Below are 18,916 nucleotides of genomic sequence, written 5' to 3'. Positions count from 1 at the left end.
GTTTACACTCCTTTGCGGGCTTTACGGCGATTATTAACGGTTACGCCAATAAAAATCAGAGCACCAACCAATAACAAAGCAAATGGTCCATACCATAAAATAGCCGTACTCGGCTTTTGCACCGGGCGATACAGTACAAATTCGCCATATCGAGCGACCATATAATCGATGATCTGCTCATCGCTCTGACCTGCTTGAATCATGCTGTAAACTTGCTGCCTTAAATCCACCGCAATGCCCGCATTAGAGTCTTCTAAATTCTGGTTTTGACACTTGGGGCAACGCAGTTCTTCGATCAGCGTGTTGTAGCGCTCAGCACGCTCTGGTGAGGCAAACTGCACCACTTCTTCGGCGTGCAGCAAACCACTGGCCAGACACACAAAACACGCCATTAACCAGGCCTTCATTGCATGTATCCTTTCAGTGTTTGCCAAACTTCAGCATTCACCACACCTTGGTGGCGGTACAAGACTTCACCTTCACCACTGATAACGAAAGTCTCTGGCGCACCGGTAATCCCCATATCCACACCAAAGTGCCCCATTTCGTCGGTTAACACCAATGAGTAAGGATTACCGCGCTCAGCCAACCACTCACGTGCAGCGGGCGTATCATCTTTATAATCAATACCAACAATCGTCACGCCTTGCTCGGCAAGCTCACCTAAATACGCATGTTCAGCCGCACAAGAAGGACACCATGTCGCCCAAAAATTCATTAGGTAAGGCTCATTGGGTAGCGCCTCGTTACCAACCACACTATCAGTGGCCAGATCAATTAACTGAAACTCAGGCACAGATTGTCCAATCAATGCTGATGGCATGTACTCAGCGTCTTTGCCAAGCTGCTGATAAAACACAGCACCTAAGGCTAAAAAAATCACTAACGGAATGAAGAAAAACAACTTTTTCATTTTATGCTCCTGTTTTACGGCGGTAGCGTTTGTCCCATGCAGCGACCAACCCACCAATAGTCATCAGAATGGCACCCAGCCAAATCCAACGCACAAAGGATTTGATATAAATACGCACGCCCCAAGCATCGTCTGCCAACGGCTCACCTAAGGAGACATACAGATCACGGGTAAAACCTGGGTGCAACGCGGCCTCTGTCATCATTTGTTGGCGCGCCTTATAAAGACGCTTTTGTGGCAACATCTGCGTGACTAATTGATCCGCTTGATACACATTGATCACGGCCATATCAGCACTGTAATTTGGGCCTTCAACGTGGCGCGTACCAGTGAACTCAAACTCATAATTGCCGACATTCACCCGATCACCAGGCGCCATGCGCACAATGGTTTCGGTGCTGTTCATGCTAACAAAAATCACACCGATCAAGGTCACCGCGACACCAATATGAGCCAACTGCATACCATAGTAACTGCGTGGCAACTGACGCGCCCGTTGCCACATTGATTGGCGCGCGGTACGAACTTTATCCCAGTAATCACGCACACACATCAACACCAGCCACAAGGCAATGGCGAAGCTGGCCCACATCAAGGCATCAAACTCGTGGAAGGTAAACACTAGCGCCGCCAACACCACACTCAGCAGTGCTGACAGCCAGGCTTTGCGCCACAGCAACTTACCTTGAGTGCGATGCCACTTAGCCACTGGGCCAATACCCATAAACACAATCAGCAATAACGCAATCGGACCAAACACCGCATTAAAATACGGCGCCCCGACCGAAATTTTACCCAAGCCAAAGGCATCAAAAATAAGCGGATATAACGTACCCAACAGCACCGTTAAGGTCAGTACGGTTAATAAGATATTGTTGATCAGCAGCCAAGACTCACGGCCGCTTAAACCAAAACTGGCGCTGGATTTAACCGCTTGCGCCCGTACGGCATAGAGCAACAAGCTGCTACCGATGATGATGACCAACAAAGCGAGGATAAACACCCCGCGGGTCGGATCTGCGGCAAACGCATGCACCGAGGTCAACACCCCAGAACGCACTAGAAAGGTCCCAAGCAGGGATAGGCTAAAGGTGAAAATCGCCAGTAATACGGTCCAGCTCTTGAACACACCCCGCTTTTCAGTCACGGCTAGAGAATGAACCAAAGCCGTACCCGCCAACCAAGGCATCAAGGAAGCATTTTCAACTGGGTCCCAAAACCACCAGCCGCCCCAGCCTAGTTCGTAATACGCCCACCAGCTACCTAGCGCAATACCAAGGGTTAAAAACGCCCATGACACATTGGTCCATGGTCGTGCCCAGCGCGCCCAAGACGCATTCAAATTCCCAGTGATTAACGCAGCAATAGCAAAGGCAAAGGCCACCGAAAAGCCCACATAGCCCATGTAAAGCATCGGCGGATGCACGATCAAGCCGATATCTTGTAGTAGCGGGTTTAAATCAACCCCATCCATTGGCTGATCAGGAAGCACTCGGATAAAAGGCGAAGAGGTAAAGAGAATAAAGGATAGAAATCCAGTCGCAACGATCCCCAACACACCCAACACTACTGGCCCAGTACTATTTGGTAACGAGTCACTTTTGTAAGCGACCGCACTCGCCCAGGCCACTAAAATCGTTACCCAAAGCAGTAACGAACCCTCGTGGCCGCCCCAAACGGCACTGAGCTTGTACCAGATCGGCAGCAAACTATTGGAGTGCTGACTAACATACAGCACGGAGAAATCATCCTGTGCAAAGGCCACCGCCAAAATAACAAAGCTTAGCCCGGTCAAAGCCGTCATTACATAGGTCAGTGGCTTGGCACTGGCCAGCAAAATCGCATTGTGGCGGACGTAGCCTAACAGCGGCACCACTGCCAATGCTAGCGCAAACATCAGTGCCAGCATTAACGCAAAATGCCCAATCTCGGGAAACATCATAACTTATCCTTATGGTTGAGCACTGGCTTGCTTGGATTGCTCAAGCGCTTCGGTCACTTCTGGCGGCATATACTCTTCATCATGCTTGGCCAGTACTTCACTGGCGATCAGCACACCGCGTTGGTCAAGCTTGCCTTGCGCGACGATGCCCTGACCTTCACGAAATAGATCCGGCAAAATACCGCGATACTCGATGCGCAGTTGGTGCTGATAATCGGTCACAGCAAACGCTACATCTAAGGTTTCGGACTGGCGCTCAACACTGCCGTCGACAACCATACCGCCCGCTCGGATCGTCACTTGCTGAGGGGCTTCACCCTTTGCAATCTGAGTCGGCGAGTAAAACAAATTGATATTTTGTGACAGCGCAAACATCACCAAACCAATGGCTGCAGAAAGCAAAACTAATATGACGCCGATGGTGATCATGCGTTTTTTTCGGACTGGATGCATTTAACGACTCTGCTCCCTTTGATAACGTTTTTTTAATTGCTTTTTAAGCTCTGCACGAGCCTTTAGCGTGCCAATACCGAGTCCAGCCAGCACCAAAAGGCTGATGCCATAGGTAGACCACACATAAACCCCGTGCGTTCCCATTTGCAAAAAGTCAGTCAACGATTCAAATGCCATCTGACATTACCTCCTGCTTCACCCAGTTAGCCTTACGCTCACGTTTTAGCACTTCCGTTTGCATGCGCCACATAGCAATCCCAGCACTGAATAGATAAAGCCCAAGCGCTGAAAATAATAAGGGCAACCACATTTCCATCGGCATGGACGGTTTTTCGGTCAGCCTAAACGTCGCTGGCTGGTGCAAAGTATTCCACCACTCAACCGAATATTTAATGATGGGTAAATTAATGACGCCCACCAAACTCACGACGGCCACCGCCTTATCGGCAAACACCTGATCATCAAGCGCATTTTGGATGGCTATCACGCCCATGTAGAGTAAAAACAACACCAATACCGAGGTTAAGCGTGCATCCCATACCCACCATGTGCCCCACGTAGGTTTGCCCCAAATGGCACCTGACAGCAGCGCGATAAACGCCATCACAGCGCCAACCACTGCGACTGACTTGATAAACACTGGCGCCAGCTTCATTTGCCAGACAAGCGCCACAAAACCAGCTATCCCCATCGCCAAGTAGCAGCTTTGTGCCAACATAGCGACGGGCACATGGATGTAAATGATACGAAAGCTATTGCCCTGCTGGTAATCCGCAGGCGCAAAAGCCAACCCCCAGACCACTCCTATCAGCAGCAGTAACAATCCTATCCAGACCAATTTACCGGCCCATTTGCTCGCCCATTGATAAAACCATTTTGGAGAGCCAAGTTTATGAAACCATGTCCAATTCATCAGTTCACACTCGCCTTAATTGAAATCGCTGTCATCACTGGCGCCAACGCCAACGCGACGATAGACATCGCGGCTAAAATCGCCAACTGGCCACTGACACTCATCTGCAGCTGTGCTGCTCGAATAGCCCCTGTAGCAAAAATAATGACCGGAATGTAGAGCGGTAAGATAAGCAACAACATCAGCACCGCACCACGGCGCAAAGACACCGTTAAAGCAGCGCCGATCGCCCCGATCAGAAATAACGCTGGTGTCCCCAATAACAATGAGCCCATCACTGTCAGCAACGAAGACCATGGCAAAAACAGCATCTGTGCCAGTACGGGTAACGCCAGCAATAACGGCACCATCACCATCAACCACTGCGCTAATACTTTGAGCAACACCAATACACTTACAGACAAACCACTGGCTAGCCACTGTTCAAGAGAGCCGTCGTTAAAGTCTTCCTTAAATAATCCTTCCACTGCCATCAGCACTGACAAGGCCGTCGCACACCAAATAATGCCGCCCGCTGCTGGGGCTAAAAACTCGGAACTGGGATCAACACCTAAAGGGAATAACGTGATCACCATGACAAAAAACAACAACGCATTTAAGGTGTCTTGTTTACGGCGCAATAACGACAGCCACTCGGCTTTAAAAAAAGAGGTATAGTTCACGCGGCGGCTAACTCCACTGTTTTCGCAGAAAGAGTGAGCAACGTTTGATGCGTGGTCAACATCACGGCACCACCTGAATCTAAATGGGTTTTGATGTGCGCTTCTAATGCTAGGACACCGGCGTGATCGAGCGCCGTAAAGGGCTCATCTAACAACCACAGCGGCTTGTCTGTTAGCCACAATCTAGCTAACGCTACGCGGCGCTTCTGCCCTGCTGATAATTGTGCGGCGGGAATATCTGCATAGGGCCCAAGCTGAACGTGCTCCAGCGCCTGCTCCAATGCTTGCAAGCTAGCTTCTGGGCAATACAATCGCAGATTTTCCAGTGGCGTCAGTACCGTCTTAATACCCGGCGTATGCCCCAGATAAAGCTGATCGGCCAACAACACATCACGGTGCACCGTCACATCTTCGCCCTTATATTCAATTTGGCCTGACTCTATGGGTAGCCAACCCAACAACGCCTTCATTAACGAACTTTTGCCTGCGCCATTCTCACCCGCAACGCGTACCAGTTCACCACTGGTGACACTAAACGTTAAATCCTGGCAGAGATCACGATCGCCGCGTTCAAGGTAAAGCTGATTCACCTGCAAGTTGACTGACTTTTGCAAAAGAATTTCCCATACTGGCCGTTAACAACATCAGAGCAGCGCTCTAAATTGGCAACTATTATAAAATATATTTCTAGCTTTTCTGAAAGAAAGGGTGGTGAAAGCATGATCACGGACATAAATTCGCTAGTTTCTGGCCAGGCTAAAGGGTCGCTCACGACCTCAACGACCTCTAATCTTGGCGCGCTGTCTAAACTCAGTAGCGAACTTAAGTTTATCGAAGGCATGCACCCCGTCAAAATCACTTCCGTGCAGAACGCGCAAAGTGCACAAGGCGCTAACCAATTGATTGGCATTCAGCGCAACGATCAACAACAGTTCACACTCGTTAATCCCAAACCCGATGCCAATATACGTGCAGGCGATAACGCTACATTAACCGTCGCCCGCAACCAAAGTGCTAGCCTAACGCTCACAAGCAACAACGCCCGTCCTACTGTAGCGCAAGGTTCGACTAGCAATCCTTTACAAAGTTCGCCAGCAGCGCACCAAAACAACCAAACCAGCACGACGACTAAGGCAGCGGATACTAACATGACTGCTTACCAAGCGTCAGCGTCTCGCCCAAGCGCTAGCCCTAATAACACCAATGTCTCCACAAATGCCAAAGTCCTAGCCGATGTCACGATTGCCAGCCGCCCGATCACGCTAACAGTCATCAGCTCCAACGCACCGAGTCAAGCAGCCACCTCCGCCACGCCTACTACCAGCACTGCGGTTGCTAGTACCGCGATGTCGACCACATCATCACCAGTGCAAAGCGCCCCTAGCGCGACACAAATAAACTCAGCCAACAATACAGCGACATCAAGCCCTTCTAGCTCAGCTCAAGCCAATGGCTATAGTGCACTGGTCAGTGACGGCAAGCAGCAATTTACCCTCAATACGCAGCACCCGCTTAAGGCAGGTGATACCGTTAATGTGTTTGTTGATAAAAACAATCAGCTACAACTTTACCCTAGCCAGCGCCCTTCAAGTACTGAGGTCACCTTAAGCGAAGGGTTAAAGCAAGCACTGCCCAAACAAATCACTGCACAAGAATTTGTCGGTATGATCCGTCAGCTCAATCAAATGACCCAAGCAGGTAGCGCACTGCCTGAAAAAGTCAGCCAAGCCCTAGAGCAACTAGTGCGACAGCTACCGAATCTGCAAAGTGTCACGCAATCCTCGGAAGGGATAAAGCAAGCGCTACAAAGCTCAGGGCTATTTAGTGAGGCCAATCTTGCGCAACGCACGCATTTAAACACAGATTTAAAGCTCAACTTATCGCGTTTAGAAAATGCCGTAGCCGATGTGGCAAAACAGCCCAACCCACAACCCATCCCAGCCACCCAAGCCAACACATTTAATCTAGTGTCTGGCGCTATAGAGCGCATCACGACAGGACAAGTACGTCACTTAGTGGAAAATGCCCAAGCACAACAAGATGGCACCTTGTTGCCATTGAGTATGGAAATTCCCATCAAGGATGGCCGCGCAAGCTCAGTCGTCAATGTCAAAATAGACAAAGATCATAGCCAGTCATCGGACACCGAACCCCACCAGCGTCGCTGGCTGGTGCAGCTAAAGTTTGATTTTGAAGAAACCGGACGCTTTGAGGCGCGGACCAGCATTCAAGGACAAAAAGTCGGCATTGTGTTCGCCGTCGAGGAAGCCGCGACCGAGGCCATGATTCGCCAACGCCTTGACGAACTGCGCAGCAATTTACGTAACAAAGATGTGAGCATAGAAACGCTCGACTGCTTTCGGGCCAAGCTAAAAGACCCAACTTCCTCATCGCATGAGCACTCAGATCAACCGCCCAAACGATTGATTGATATTAGGACTTGAACATGAAACAACAAAAAGCGATTGCGTTAAAATATGATTTTCAAAGTGCGCCGACGGTCACGGCTAAGGGATCGGGATTACTGGCGGAGCGTATTATGGAAGTGGCTCAAGAGCATGATGTGCTGCTGCACAAAAGCCCGGAACTAGTAGAAGTGCTGGCGACCCTAGAAATCGGTGATGAAATCCCCGAAACGCTCTATCTCGCCGTTGCAGAAATCATTGCCTTCTCTCACTCGCTGAAAAACAATGACCTCTACACTAAAGAACCTTAACCTACTGGTAAGGTTGGCTGGAATTTGGGCGACGAGACTCTTTCTTAAGTAAGCTAATCAACTCGGCTTCAGCGCGAATCAAACCACACTTAGAGACCAAATCGTCTACCGAAGCGCCCATTTCAAGCAGTTCAATCGCGCGATTGTAAGACACACTGCTACCTTCTTTTGAAATCAGCTCTGACTGTCGTTCAACTGCCATATTCAAGCGTTTTTCAATCGCAACGAGGCGCCGTCCCATGCCGATGGAGCCAGAGGCCAACACCTGAACTTGCTTCTTTTGTGCTTGCTCAGCCTCATGGAACACTTGCTCCGTCCGCTTAAGCTTTTTAGAAAGGCGTAACACCCAAACAACCAATGCCACAATCATCAAAAATTGCAGCACCAGTAATAAATTGAAAATCCATTGAGATTCCATTAAACGCCTTCTAAGGTCTGATCGGTATTAAAGTGAAGCGATCTCGTTCCACTCATCTTCAGACAGCATTTTATCTAAATCTACCAGAATCAACAAAGTATCATTTTTGTGGCATACACCTTGGATAAATTTAGATGATTCGTCATTACCAACATTCGGTGACGCTTCGATTTCAGACTGGCGCAGATACACGACTTCTGACACTGCATCCACCAAAATACCGATTACATGCCCATCCACCTCAAGGATCATAATACGCGTGTCATCATTGACTTCGCCAGACTGCAGATCAAAGCGTTGACAGGTATCAATCACGGTCACTACCGTACCGCGCAAGTGAATAATACCCAATACAAAGGAAGGCGCGCCCGGTACTGGTGCGATCTCCGAGTAGCGTAACACCTCTTTCACCTGCATAACGTTGACGCCATAGATTTCATTTTCTAGGCGAAAAGTCACCCACTGCAATAGTGGATCATCTGTTTGTTTTACTTCTGTTATTGCATGACTGGTCGACATCATGACCTCCAAACAAGCTTATGATTCTTTTAAATGCTTACGAAAACCGTTTTCAGGATCTTCTAGCAGCTCGATAAATCCCTGTACATCTAATATAGCGCACATATGGTCAATTACTGTACCGGCCAACCAAGGCCGGCGACTGCGATCGGTACGCCACTTCACTTGTGAAGGCTCTAAGGATATTGCCTCGGCCACTTTTTCACAGGCTAATCCCCAATCGGAACGGTCCAATTGGATAACAAACTTGAAGTGTTCTTTAAGCTCACCATCGTAATGATTCGGCATGACCCAACGCGCTGTGTCCACAGTACGAATATTGTGCTCACCAACATTGGCCACGCCCATAAACCATTTGGGTTGACCAAAAATAGGCGTCAACTTCTCGGCATCGGCTTGATAAATCCCGCCCAGCTCTACTAATGGCACAGCGATCTTAAGCCCGCCCACATAAAACAATAAGCACTCAAAACGGCTTTTGGCCCAAGGCAAAGGCTCTGTTTTAGCGATATAAGGTTTGGCTTCAAGTTCTGGTTCTGGTTCTGGCTCTGGCTCTGGCTCTGGCTCTGGCTCTGGCTCTGGCTCTGGCTCTGGCTCTGGCTCTGGCTCTGGCTCTGGCTCTGGCTCTGGCTCTGGCTCTGGCTCTGGCTCTGGCTCTGGCTCTGGCTCATTAAAACTCTCAGTAGCCTGTTGTACCAAGTCAACCTCTGTGTCGATTTCCCACGACTGAATTTCTTCTGTCATGGTGCTTGAGCTCGGCGCCTCTTGCTGCAACGTTTGGATCGCACTTTCGAAGTCAACAAACGAGGCATCGAGGGCATCGTAATCGTACTCATCGCCAGCTTCGACCGTTTCTGCTGTGGCTTCTAATTCGGCATTAGCCTGCTCAATAACATCGCTCTTACTCTCAAAGTCAGGCGTTAAAGCCTCACTCTCGCTCTGTTGCGAGGCGGGCTCGTTATTGTCCTCTTCCTGGAATGTCGACTCCTGCAATAAGTCGTCCAAGTAGCTCTGCAAAGCCTGTTGCGGCGAATTAAGCGAGGCGTGTTTTGTCTTAGTTTCTTTCATCACATTCTAACCGGATGGATTCAGTAGGGTATCCATCAAACTGGCATAGGCTTTGACACCACGTGCATTGGCATCCAGTGCCGAAGGCGCTACGCCAGCCGTACTTGCGTCTCGTAATTTGGTATCTACAGGTATCACAGAATGCCAAACGGCGTCTTCATATAAATCTTTTAAACTGCGTAAACTTTTGTTCGACGCTTGGGTACGGCGGTCGTACAAGGTCGGCACTATGGTGTAGGGCACAGGTCGTTTGCGGGCGCGATTAATCATGGTCAAGGTACGAATCATGCGTTCTAAGCCTTTGATAGCAAGGAATTCTGTTTGCACAGGAATCACCAACTGCTGACAGGCTGCTAAAGCATTAATCATCAACACACCTAAAACAGGTGGGCTATCAATCAATACATAATCGTAATCGTCCCATAAAATAGCCAAGGTTTTTGACACCACTAACCCCATACCGCCTTGAGCTTGAGCATGACGCTCAAGTGTTGCCAATGCAGTTGAAGCGGGCATTAAGGATAGGTTGGGGTGGCCTGTCTCAAGAATCAGTGTCGGAGGTAAATCGGCTGGAATCTTGCCATTTACTTGGAACAGATCGTAGGCGCTGTGCTCAATCGAGTCTGGATCGAAACGAAAATAACTTGTCAGTGATCCATGTGGATCTAGATCAATCATCAATACCCGATGGCCGGCGTCTGCTAATAGACCAGAAAGACTGACCACGGTCGTGGTTTTCCCCACACCACCTTTTTGATTTGCCACCGCCCAAATGTGCACATCGTCCCCTTTTTGCTGTTCCTGCAAGAAATTTACAAAATTAATGCTTCACCATCATATACATTAACCCACTACTGAAACAAGTAATCGTAGAGGTTATCAGCCATCCGTTTGCTGATTTTCAAGGTGACCCGACGGTTCTGAGCTCTGGCGTAGTCATTGGTGTTACGAACTTGCGGATTTTCGCTGGAAAAACCGATAGGTGCGAGTAACTTAGGATCAATTCCGCGGTACACTAATTCCTCTGCTACCGCCGCCGCACGCATACTCGATAGATGCCAATTAGATGGCATGCGATTGGAATTAATCGGCATATCATCGGTGTTTCCAAGCACCATAATCGGCGCCGGATAACTACGTAAAATATTGGCAATCACAATCATCAACGCCACGGCTTCATTGGTCAATTCGTAATCCCCTTGACCAAACACAAGAGCAGCCTTCATATCCAATGTTACCCACTCAGCGTCCTCAGTAATGGTCAACTGGCCATCTCTCTCTAAGGTTGGGAACTGTGAGGTAATGGATTGGTTCAGTACTTCAAATAAAGGACTGCGACCTTCTACTTCACCTGGCGGGTTCTCGAACTCAGTTGGCTCATCGGGCGCCACCTCAAGTAAGCGCTCACTGTCTGGTTGACCGGCTGTTGGCTCGCCAATATTAATAGGTTTTATGGATTTTTGTACGGCATCAAACACGCCATTTAGCGTTTCAGCTAACACTTTTTCATCGCCAGCCTCTTTTAGCGATAATGAATACAAGGCTACAAAAAAGGCGAATAGCAAAGTAATGAAGTCTGCATAAGATAAGATCCAACGATCCCGCTTAAGCTCTTCATTTTTGTAGGATTGCCGCGCACGGCGACGAGGGCGGCGAGTGGATTCTTCGTCACTCATAACCGCCAAGCTCCAGATCTAAGCGTTGCGGATGCTTACCGATTGCGATGCCGTGAATGCCATCAATAAACATTTGATTATTAAGCAATTCTTGGTCCGCGTAACGGCTTAGTTTGGTACAGATAGGAAATACTACAAGGTTAGCGAAGCCTTGCCCATAAAGCGTGGAGACGAAGGCGACGGCGATCCCATGACCTAACGCTTCAGGGCTATCTAAATTAGCCATCGCCTGAATCAAACCGAGTACTGAGCCCATAATACCCAGAGTCGGTGCATAACCACCAATGGCTTCTAAAAAGCTGATACAACGACTGCGACGAGCACGTATACGCTCTGCTTCATCGTGCAAACGGTCTGCTAATATGTCGGGCTCTGTGCCATCAATGGCCATCTGCAGCGCCCGCGTGGCAAAGTCATTGCGCAAAGCATTTATATCATTCTCTAAGGCAATAATCGAAAGACGGCGAGATTTGTGTGACAAGCTCACGATGGTTTGGCGGGCACCATCAAGGTCAAAACGTGGCGGAAACAGCGCCCACTTAAGCACACTAAGAGCCGCCAACGCTTCACGCACACTGCTTTGTGCCAGTGCTGCTCCTAAACTTCCGACTATTACAATAATGGCAGAAGGTAAATTAAACAGCAGGATCATCTCTCCCCCACCAAGCCAATTGGCGAGGAAAACTGATGAAAACGCAACAATTAAACCACCTAGCGTGAGTAAATCCACTAAGAGACCTCTTTAACGATTCGCTCACCAATATGATCTAGATGAATGATATCGTCGGCTAAGTTGGCTTTTTCTACCGCTTGCGGCATGCCATAAATAACACAAGAGTCTTCACTTTGGACCCAAACTTTAGAGCCTGAGTTTTTCAGCATACGCGCGCCTTCACGACCATCTGCTCCCATCCCCGTCATGACCACTGACAACACCTTACCTGGATAGCATTTTGAGGCTGAACCAAACGTTACATCCACAGATGGCTTATAGTTTAAGCGCTCGTCACCTTCCAAAATTCGTACACAGCCACCGTTACGCGGGTCAACCATCATTTGCTTACCACCAGGGGCCAGTAATGCGACCCCCGGTTGTAATTTGTCACCATCTTCGGCTTCCTTCACTTTAATTTGGCAAATGTTGTTTAAGCGATCAGCAAAAGCATGGGTAAAAGCAGCCGGCATGTGCTGCACTAATACTAAGGGCGTTGGGAAGTTTTTAGGGAGCTTTGTCAGGACCGCTTGTAGTGCCATAGGACCACCGGTAGAAGTACCAATAGCCACTAAACTCACTTTTTTACGTGCGCGCGGAATGATCACACCACGATCATGATCCATGACGATAGGCTTCGGCGCGACTTTATGCACTTCACGAGCAGCAGGTTTCGTACTCCCACCAACACGCGTCCTTGAAACCGTTAATACACGCTCGACTAAAGCATGTTTAACGACTGCTGAGTCACGCGAAATGTCCTCAAAGTTCTTTGGCATGAAGTCGACCGCGCCGGCTTCTAGTGCATCTAGCGTGACTCGAGCGCCTTCATGGGTTAAAGAAGAGAACATTAACACTGGAGTCGGCTTACGCTTCATGATCTCAGATACAGCGGCGATGCCATCAAGTACTGGCATTTCATAGTCCATCGTCACCACATCAGGTGACAACGATTGAACTTTCTCCACTGCTTCTTTGCCATTATTCGCAGTGCCGACAACCTCCAAACGAGGGTCGGCATTAAAAATTTCTACGAGTCGACGTCGGAAAAAACCAGAATCATCAACTACCAGCACCTTCACTGGCATAATACAGCTCCTGTAACTTGGCTAGCGCGAAGCGTAGCACTTAAGCATGCTAGGTACGTCAAGAATGATGGCGATACGGCCATCCCCAGTGATGGTTGCACCGGCCATACCTGGCGTTCCTTGAAGCATTTTGCCTAGTGGCTTGATGACCACCTCTTCCTGACCGACCAATTGATCGACCACGAAGCCGACTTCATTCATTCCTACCTGGACTACAACAACATGCGCTTCTTGTGGTTTCGGCTCGCTTACCGCACCTTTGATCAACCAGTCTTTAAGATGGAAAATCGGCAGTGTTTTACCACGGATGACAACGACTTGTTGACCATCAACAATGTTGGTCTTTTGCAGATTCAGATGGAAGATCTCATTCACGCTCACCAAAGGTAAAGCAAACGCTTGATCGTTAAGCATCACCATCAGTGTTGGCATGATGGCCAACGTCAGTGGCACTTTAATGCTAAAGCGAGAGCCTTGCCCTAATACGGATTTAATATCTAATGTGCCGTTTAACTGAGATATCTTGGTTTTCACCACGTCCATACCCACGCCACGGCCGGATACGTCAGTAATTTCAACTTTGGTCGAGAAACCAGGCGCAAAGATCAAGTTAAAGGCTTCTTCATCTGACAAGCGTTCAGCCGCGTCAGTGTCCATTAGACCTTTTTCAACCGCTTTACGACGCAACACATCCGCATCCATACCTGCACCATCATCATCGATAGATAGTAAGATATGATCGCCTTCTTGCTCCGCTGACAAGATCACATGACCCGTTCTTGGCTTGCCTTTGGCCTCACGCACATCAGGAGCTTCGACACCATGGTCAACTGAGTTGCGCACCAAGTGGACCAATGGATCCGCTAGGGCTTCGACTAAGTTTTTATCTAGGTCAGTATCTTCACCACGCAACTCAAGGTTAACTTCTTTTTTCAAGTTACGCGCCAAGTCGCGGACCACTCGTGGGAAACGACCGAACACTTTCTTGATCGGCTGCATACGCGTTTTCATCACCGCGTTCTGCAGGTCACCGGTCACCACGTCAAGGTTGGCAACCGCTTTACCCATTGATTCGTCGTCGCTTTGCAGACCAAGTCGCACTAAACGGTTACGCACCAGTACTAATTCGCCCACCATGTTCATGATGTCATCAAGACGCTTGGTATCGACACGTACTGTCGTCTCTTGCACCACAGGAGCATGTTGAGACTTTTCAGCTTTGGCTTCTTCAGGTTCCGCTTTTTCTTTCGCTTTAGGCGCTGGCGCGGCTGGTTTTTTAGGTGCTGCTTTTGCCTTAGGCTTATCGCTCGCTTTGGGTTTGGCTTCTGCTTTTGGCTGTTCAGCTTTAGCAGCGGGCTCATCTTTAGGGCTAGGCGCGTGGCCTTTACCATGTAAACTGTCTAGCAGTTGCTCAAATTCATCTTCGGTAATGAGATCAGACTCGCCACTCTCTGGCGCCGCTTGATCGTTTTTGTCGCTCGCTGCTGAGGCTTTGCTATCTTTTTCAGAAGAGCTGTTTTGTTCAGAAGAGGTTGCTGCAGTCTCGTTGTCTTCTACACCTGGCGCACCGCCACCATGTAACTGATCTAACAAGGCTTCAAATTCATCCTCTGTGATGTCATCCGAATCACTGCCTTCCGCACTTGCTTTAGGTTCTTCACTGGTAAGTTGCTCAGCTTTTTTGTCAGCATCTACACCTGGCGCACCGCCCCCGTGCAACTGATCTAGTAAGGCATCAAACTCATCTTCAGTAATGTCATCGGATTCAGGCTCTGAAGCATCCGCCGCCGATGATGACTCATTTGAATCATCTGAGCCTAGAGCACTGAGTAAAGATTCAAATTCATCATCAGAAATATCAGCTGGCGTGTCGTCTGCTGGCTCATCTGTCACCACATCTTCACTGGCCTCGACAACGTCTTCTTCTACGCTGTCTTCATCGTCTTCAGCTTCGGCCAATTCATCTTCCGAAGGTGGTTTCGCATAGAAACTTAGCTGCTCAATTAACTCAGGATCCGCATGCTCTGGCTCGCCACCAGCACGAACCGTTTCAAACATCTCATTGACTGCATCTAGTGCTTGCAGCACAACATCCATCAAATCCGAATCCACTTCACGCTGATGGTTTCGAAGTACGTCAAACACGTTTTCGGCGTAATGACAGCAATTTACAAGTGCACTTAATTGTAGAAAGCCCGCACCACCCTTTACCGTGTGAAAGCCACGGAAAATAGCATTTAGCAAGGCCGTATCATTAGGATTTTGCTCAAGGTCTACTAATTGCTCAGAGAGCTGTTCCAGGATCTCTCCAGCTTCTACCAAAAAATCCTGTAGAATTTCTTCATCGACTTCGAAACTCATCTGCAGCAGCTCCTTTTAAAAACCTAGACTGGAAAGAAGATCGTCAACTTCGTCTTGGTTATTTAATACTTCTGGGTTGTCATTCTTATTAATTGCAGGGCCATGTCCACGATCGTCGTTATTCTTCGTTTCGTTTTCTGACTCATGCTCCATACCAGAGATACTATCAACACGGCCTGCTACTGAAACAAGATGCACTAAACGCTCTTCTACGTCACGTATCAGTTCGTTAACTCGTGTAATAACTTGTCCAGTCAGGTCTTGATAACCCTGTTCAAGAAGAATGGTATTTAAATTGTTATGCAGTGTTGTGGCACTTTCATCAGTGTACTTAAGAAAGGCATCAATACGCTTATAAAGCTCACGGAACTCTTGTGGTGTCAGGTCTCGTTGAATAAGACGGTTCCAGTCTTTATGTAGCTCTCGTGCTTGCGTTTGTAGCTCGCTCGCCACTGGCACACTACTATCGACCATATCCATGGTCTTGTTTGCCGCAGAACTTGTCATCTCTACAACATAATTAAGGCGATCTGAAGCGTCAGTTATGCGCGATCCTGTTTCTGGCTCGGCTTCACCACTGCGTACCATCATTTCCATCGAGTCAATTTGAAAATCTCGAATTGCATCGTGCAAGCTACGCGTCAGATATCCCACTTCGTTGTAGAAGCTTTTATGACGAGCTTCGCTAAGCTCTTGTATCGTTTTAATTGCGCCACTGAAGTCACCGACTTCTAGCTTGTTTAGCAAATCGACTGCGCCATCCTTGACGACCGTTTCAAACTCTCCAAGCTTTGACTCGTTATGTTCAGACATTCGTAGCCCCTACTTAGCTGAATCAATACGTTCAAAAATCTTTTCGATTTTCTCTTTTAAGGCCACAGCAGTGAAAGGCTTCACTACATAACCATTTACACCTGCTTGCGCGGCGGAAATGATCTGATCACGTTTGGCCTCTGCGGTTACCATCAACACAGGAATGGTTTTAAGCTTTTCATCAGCGCGCACCGCACGCAAAAGCTCAATCCCCGTCATGCCAGGCATGTTCCAGTCTGTAACCAAGAAATCGATTGTACCAGTCTGCAAAATAGGCAATGCAGTCGTGCCATCATCTGCTTCAACTGTATTGGTAAATCCCAAATCCCGCAGTAGATTTTTGATGATACGTCTCATCGTCGAGAAATCATCAACAATCAGGATTTTCATATTTTTATCCAATGCAACCTCCACAACCTTCAGGTAAAGTCATTTTTTCGTTCTCTTTCATCATTGCCAATCGACCAATCTTGCTTTGAGACGCATGGCCGCTTGACTGTGTATCTGGCTGACACGTGATTCACTTACACCAAGTACAGCGCCAATTTCTTTTAAATTCAACTCATCGTTGTAATACAGTGATAAGACGAGTTTTTCGCGCTCAGGTAGCGCATCAATTTCTTTTGCTAGCTGTTGCTGAAACCCTACCTCTGCGACTAAATGATCCGGCTGAGAGGACTCACCATCTACAGTGATATCGAGCTCGCGCGAGCCTGTTTCACTGTCGAGCATTTCTTCGTAACTAAACAATTGGGTAGACATGGATGAGTGAAGAATGTCGTGATACTCATCGATGCTAACACCCATATGAGCAGCGACTTCAACATCGGTCGCCTCGCGACCAGTCAGTGACTCAACCTCACGAATCGCGCTGGTTACAGCACGACCATTACGGCGCACAGAGCGAGGCGCCCAGTCACTTTTGCGCACTTCATCCATCATCGCGCCACGTATGCGAATACCTGCGTAAGTTTCAAAAGAAGCCCCTTTGCTCGACTCAAAACGCTTATAAGCTTCGATTAATCCCATCATGCCCGCTTGAAGCAAATCGTCGACATCTACACTGCTCGGCAACCTCGCCAATAAGTGGTAGGCAATTTTTTTGACTAAGAAGTCATACTTTTGAACAATCGCATCAATTGATAGCGTTGCCTTTTTCGTATACATGCTACATCCATTCTTTACGTTGCAATGGGCCAAACTTTTCCATTACCTGAAAGAGCTATTGTTTAATGTACTATATAGTTTTAACGCGTGCTCTGACAAATAACATATTTTTACTAACTCCCATACTTTAGTGACCCATAGAGCTGTCCAAATTGCTCTGCTGTATAAACGGCACGACTGATTAAATTATGGGCGCGTGCTGGCTCAATATCATCCGGTATGCGCTGGCCATCTGCCACATACATTACCGGCAATCCTTCTTCTATCACGACACTGATGGCTTCACCGAGAGAGGCTGACTCATCAAGCTTACTCAAGACACAACCGTCTAGTTGTATTTGCGAATACACATCGACCACGGTTTTTAAAACTTGTCGCTGACTGGTACAAGGTAAGACGAGTAATTTTTTTAAATAACCACGAGCACGTTTCATCATGGCTAATTGGCGTTCTAAATTGCGATCCCTTGGGTTCATACCCGCGGTATCAACCAATATCAAAGAGTAGTTTGAATACTTATCTAGTACTTCATTTAAATCCGAATACTCACTGACCACTTCAACAGGTACATTTAAAATACGGCCAAAGGTGCGTAGCTGTTCATGCGCGGCAATACGGTAGGTATCCGTGGTAATTAATACCACACTGTCCGAGCCATATTTCAAAACATATTGTGCAGCGATTTTACCGATTGAGGTCGTTTTGCCGACGCCAGTAGGTCCCATAAAAGCAATACAGCCATTAAACGCGTCACCATTGGTGCGAATAGGAATACTATCAGCCAAATGTGACAATGCTTTTTTCCAATCCTCTTCTCGACCCGTTAAAGCTAGATCAGCGGAGATTTTTTCAATCACCTTATCTGACAACCCTAACGTTGCGAGTTGCTCATGAAGCTTATCTGCCGGCGTACGAGTTTTGGGAGCAGCCGACTTTGTAACAGCCACCTGCTCCTGTTGAGCTTGGCTGTGTAGTAGCATTTCACGTACTTGCTCGAGCTCTTTTTCCATTGCTCGCAGTTTTTCTTCATCTGGCGAAGGACGCTGCTCGGTATGCGGACGGATAGATAAATCTTCTTTGATGGGGGCTTCCACATCAAAGTAGCGATTTTTAGCGGGCTTACTCGCCGCTGGGGCAGCCTCTTCAAAGACTTCGTAGGCTTCGCCTTTTTTAGGGGCAGGAGTTGGCGCAGGTTGGCCACTTAAGTTGCGCGCCTGCTCAATACGCTCTTGGTAGGATTCACTTGGCTGCGCTGCACGTGACTCGGGCGCATCCATAGCCGGTGCGGAAGCAGCCGTATTATTATTCACCGCGCTTGGGTCATAATCGATCGCAATGACGATCTCGACCTCACCGGTAGACAGGCGTTTATTAGACATAATGACAGCATCAGGCCCCACAGCGTCACGGATTTTCCGTATCGCCTTTTGCATATCAGGAGCTCGAAACCGCCTATACTGCATCTAATACCAGTCCTTTTAAAATTATTTATGCA

Annotated in this window: 22 protein-coding genes; 2 read left to right on the top strand and 20 right to left on the bottom strand. The window is 48.2% G+C overall.

Going from position 1 to position 18,916, the window contains the following annotated elements; genetic code table 11:
• Positions 1 to 2: 2 nt before the first annotated feature.
• Genes JQX58_RS09340 through ccmA form a run of 8 tightly spaced genes read right to left on the bottom strand, consistent with a single transcriptional unit; the run spans position 3 to position 5,497 of the window.
• On the bottom strand, positions 3 to 407 hold the full coding sequence (locus JQX58_RS09340; protein ID WP_204146562.1) for a cytochrome c-type biogenesis protein: 405 nt from the start codon (positions 405 to 407) through the stop codon (positions 3 to 5).
• Positions 404 to 913 (bottom strand): DsbE family thiol:disulfide interchange protein, encoded by a 510-nt coding sequence (locus tag JQX58_RS09335; protein ID WP_204146561.1) that lies wholly within the window; start codon positions 911 to 913, stop codon positions 404 to 406. The genes JQX58_RS09340 and JQX58_RS09335 overlap by 4 nt, the downstream gene beginning before the upstream one ends.
• Position 914: 1 nt before the next feature.
• Positions 915 to 2,852, bottom strand: coding sequence for a heme lyase CcmF/NrfE family subunit (locus JQX58_RS09330; RefSeq protein WP_204146676.1), 1,938 nt, complete (start codon positions 2,850 to 2,852; stop codon positions 915 to 917).
• Positions 2,853 to 2,864: 12 nt separating this feature from the next.
• Entirely contained in the window at positions 2,865 to 3,308 is a 444-nt protein-coding gene (gene ccmE, locus JQX58_RS09325) for a cytochrome c maturation protein CcmE (RefSeq protein WP_204146560.1), read from the bottom strand.
• Entirely contained in the window at positions 3,309 to 3,485 is a 177-nt protein-coding gene (gene ccmD / locus JQX58_RS09320; protein ID WP_204146559.1) for a heme exporter protein CcmD, read from the bottom strand.
• A complete protein-coding gene (locus tag JQX58_RS09315; protein WP_204146558.1) occupies positions 3,475 to 4,221 on the bottom strand; it encodes a heme ABC transporter permease in 747 nt (248 codons plus the stop codon). The genes ccmD and JQX58_RS09315 overlap by 11 nt, the downstream gene beginning before the upstream one ends.
• Complete coding sequence (ccmB, locus tag JQX58_RS09310; RefSeq protein ID WP_204146557.1) at positions 4,221 to 4,883, bottom strand: heme exporter protein CcmB; 663 nt, start codon at positions 4,881 to 4,883, stop codon at positions 4,221 to 4,223. Before ccmB ends, JQX58_RS09315 begins: the two co-directional genes overlap by 1 nt.
• Complete coding sequence (gene ccmA / locus JQX58_RS09305; protein WP_204146556.1) at positions 4,880 to 5,497, bottom strand: cytochrome c biogenesis heme-transporting ATPase CcmA; 618 nt, start codon at positions 5,495 to 5,497, stop codon at positions 4,880 to 4,882. Before ccmA ends, ccmB begins: the two co-directional genes overlap by 4 nt.
• 105 nt (positions 5,498 to 5,602) lie before the next feature.
• Here ccmA and fliK point away from each other — a divergent pair, with 105 nt between their 5' ends.
• Together fliK and JQX58_RS09295 are read left to right on the top strand one after the other, a co-directional pair.
• Positions 5,603 to 7,327, top strand: a complete 1,725-nt coding sequence (gene fliK, locus JQX58_RS09300) for a flagellar hook-length control protein FliK (protein WP_204146555.1) — start codon at positions 5,603 to 5,605, stop codon at positions 7,325 to 7,327.
• A gap of 2 nt (positions 7,328 to 7,329) precedes the next feature.
• Complete coding sequence (locus JQX58_RS09295) at positions 7,330 to 7,599, top strand: EscU/YscU/HrcU family type III secretion system export apparatus switch protein (RefSeq protein WP_204146554.1); 270 nt, start codon at positions 7,330 to 7,332, stop codon at positions 7,597 to 7,599.
• A 1-nt stretch (position 7,600) separates the two neighbouring features.
• On the opposite strand, the gene JQX58_RS09290 is transcribed toward JQX58_RS09295, so the two are convergent.
• The 12 genes from JQX58_RS09290 to flhF all read right to left on the bottom strand — a co-directional run bounded on the left by JQX58_RS09290 (position 7,601) and on the right by flhF (position 18,884).
• Entirely contained in the window at positions 7,601 to 8,017 is a 417-nt protein-coding gene (locus tag JQX58_RS09290; RefSeq protein ID WP_204146553.1) for a DUF2802 domain-containing protein, read from the bottom strand.
• A 27-nt stretch (positions 8,018 to 8,044) separates the two neighbouring features.
• Positions 8,045 to 8,536, bottom strand: a complete 492-nt coding sequence (locus JQX58_RS09285; protein WP_204146552.1) for a chemotaxis protein CheW — start codon at positions 8,534 to 8,536, stop codon at positions 8,045 to 8,047.
• Between the two features lie 18 nt (positions 8,537 to 8,554).
• Positions 8,555 to 9,604, bottom strand: coding sequence for a chemotaxis protein CheW (locus tag JQX58_RS09280; RefSeq protein WP_204146551.1), 1,050 nt, complete (start codon positions 9,602 to 9,604; stop codon positions 8,555 to 8,557).
• Positions 9,605 to 9,610: 6 nt separating this feature from the next.
• Positions 9,611 to 10,384, bottom strand: coding sequence for an AAA family ATPase (locus JQX58_RS09275; protein WP_204146550.1), 774 nt, complete (start codon positions 10,382 to 10,384; stop codon positions 9,611 to 9,613).
• A gap of 71 nt (positions 10,385 to 10,455) precedes the next feature.
• Positions 10,456 to 11,280, bottom strand: a complete 825-nt coding sequence (locus tag JQX58_RS09270) for a flagellar motor protein MotB (RefSeq protein WP_204146549.1) — start codon at positions 11,278 to 11,280, stop codon at positions 10,456 to 10,458.
• Positions 11,273 to 12,010 (bottom strand): flagellar motor protein, encoded by a 738-nt coding sequence (locus JQX58_RS09265; RefSeq protein WP_204146548.1) that lies wholly within the window; start codon positions 12,008 to 12,010, stop codon positions 11,273 to 11,275. Before JQX58_RS09265 ends, JQX58_RS09270 begins: the two co-directional genes overlap by 8 nt.
• Complete coding sequence (locus JQX58_RS09260) at positions 12,010 to 13,080, bottom strand: protein-glutamate methylesterase/protein-glutamine glutaminase (protein ID WP_204146547.1); 1,071 nt, start codon at positions 13,078 to 13,080, stop codon at positions 12,010 to 12,012. The genes JQX58_RS09265 and JQX58_RS09260 overlap by 1 nt, the downstream gene beginning before the upstream one ends.
• 21 nt (positions 13,081 to 13,101) lie before the next feature.
• On the bottom strand, positions 13,102 to 15,441 hold the full coding sequence (locus JQX58_RS09255) for a chemotaxis protein CheA (RefSeq protein ID WP_204146546.1): 2,340 nt from the start codon (positions 15,439 to 15,441) through the stop codon (positions 13,102 to 13,104).
• 15 nt (positions 15,442 to 15,456) lie between these two features.
• Positions 15,457 to 16,254, bottom strand: coding sequence for a protein phosphatase CheZ (locus tag JQX58_RS09250; protein WP_204146545.1), 798 nt, complete (start codon positions 16,252 to 16,254; stop codon positions 15,457 to 15,459).
• A gap of 9 nt (positions 16,255 to 16,263) precedes the next feature.
• Positions 16,264 to 16,644, bottom strand: coding sequence for a chemotaxis response regulator CheY (locus JQX58_RS09245; RefSeq protein WP_204146675.1), 381 nt, complete (start codon positions 16,642 to 16,644; stop codon positions 16,264 to 16,266).
• A 60-nt stretch (positions 16,645 to 16,704) separates the two neighbouring features.
• Positions 16,705 to 17,421 carry an RNA polymerase sigma factor FliA gene (locus JQX58_RS09240; RefSeq protein WP_204146544.1) on the bottom strand — a complete coding sequence of 239 codons (717 nt, stop codon included), beginning with the start codon at positions 17,419 to 17,421 and terminating at the stop codon, positions 16,705 to 16,707.
• Between the two features lie 113 nt (positions 17,422 to 17,534).
• The gene (flhF, locus tag JQX58_RS09235) at positions 17,535 to 18,884 is read right to left on the bottom strand and encodes a flagellar biosynthesis GTPase FlhF (protein WP_204146543.1); all 1,350 of its coding nucleotides are present in this window, start codon (positions 18,882 to 18,884) and stop codon (positions 17,535 to 17,537) included.
• Between the last annotated feature and the right edge of the window lie 32 nt (positions 18,885 to 18,916).

The sequence above is a fragment of the Marinomonas ostreistagni genome (assembly GCF_016888445.1).
Classification (GTDB): Bacteria; Pseudomonadota; Gammaproteobacteria; order Pseudomonadales; family Marinomonadaceae; genus Marinomonas; species Marinomonas ostreistagni.
The sequence above is the reverse complement of the archived record's forward strand: the minus strand, read 5'-3'. Positions and strand labels throughout refer to the sequence as shown.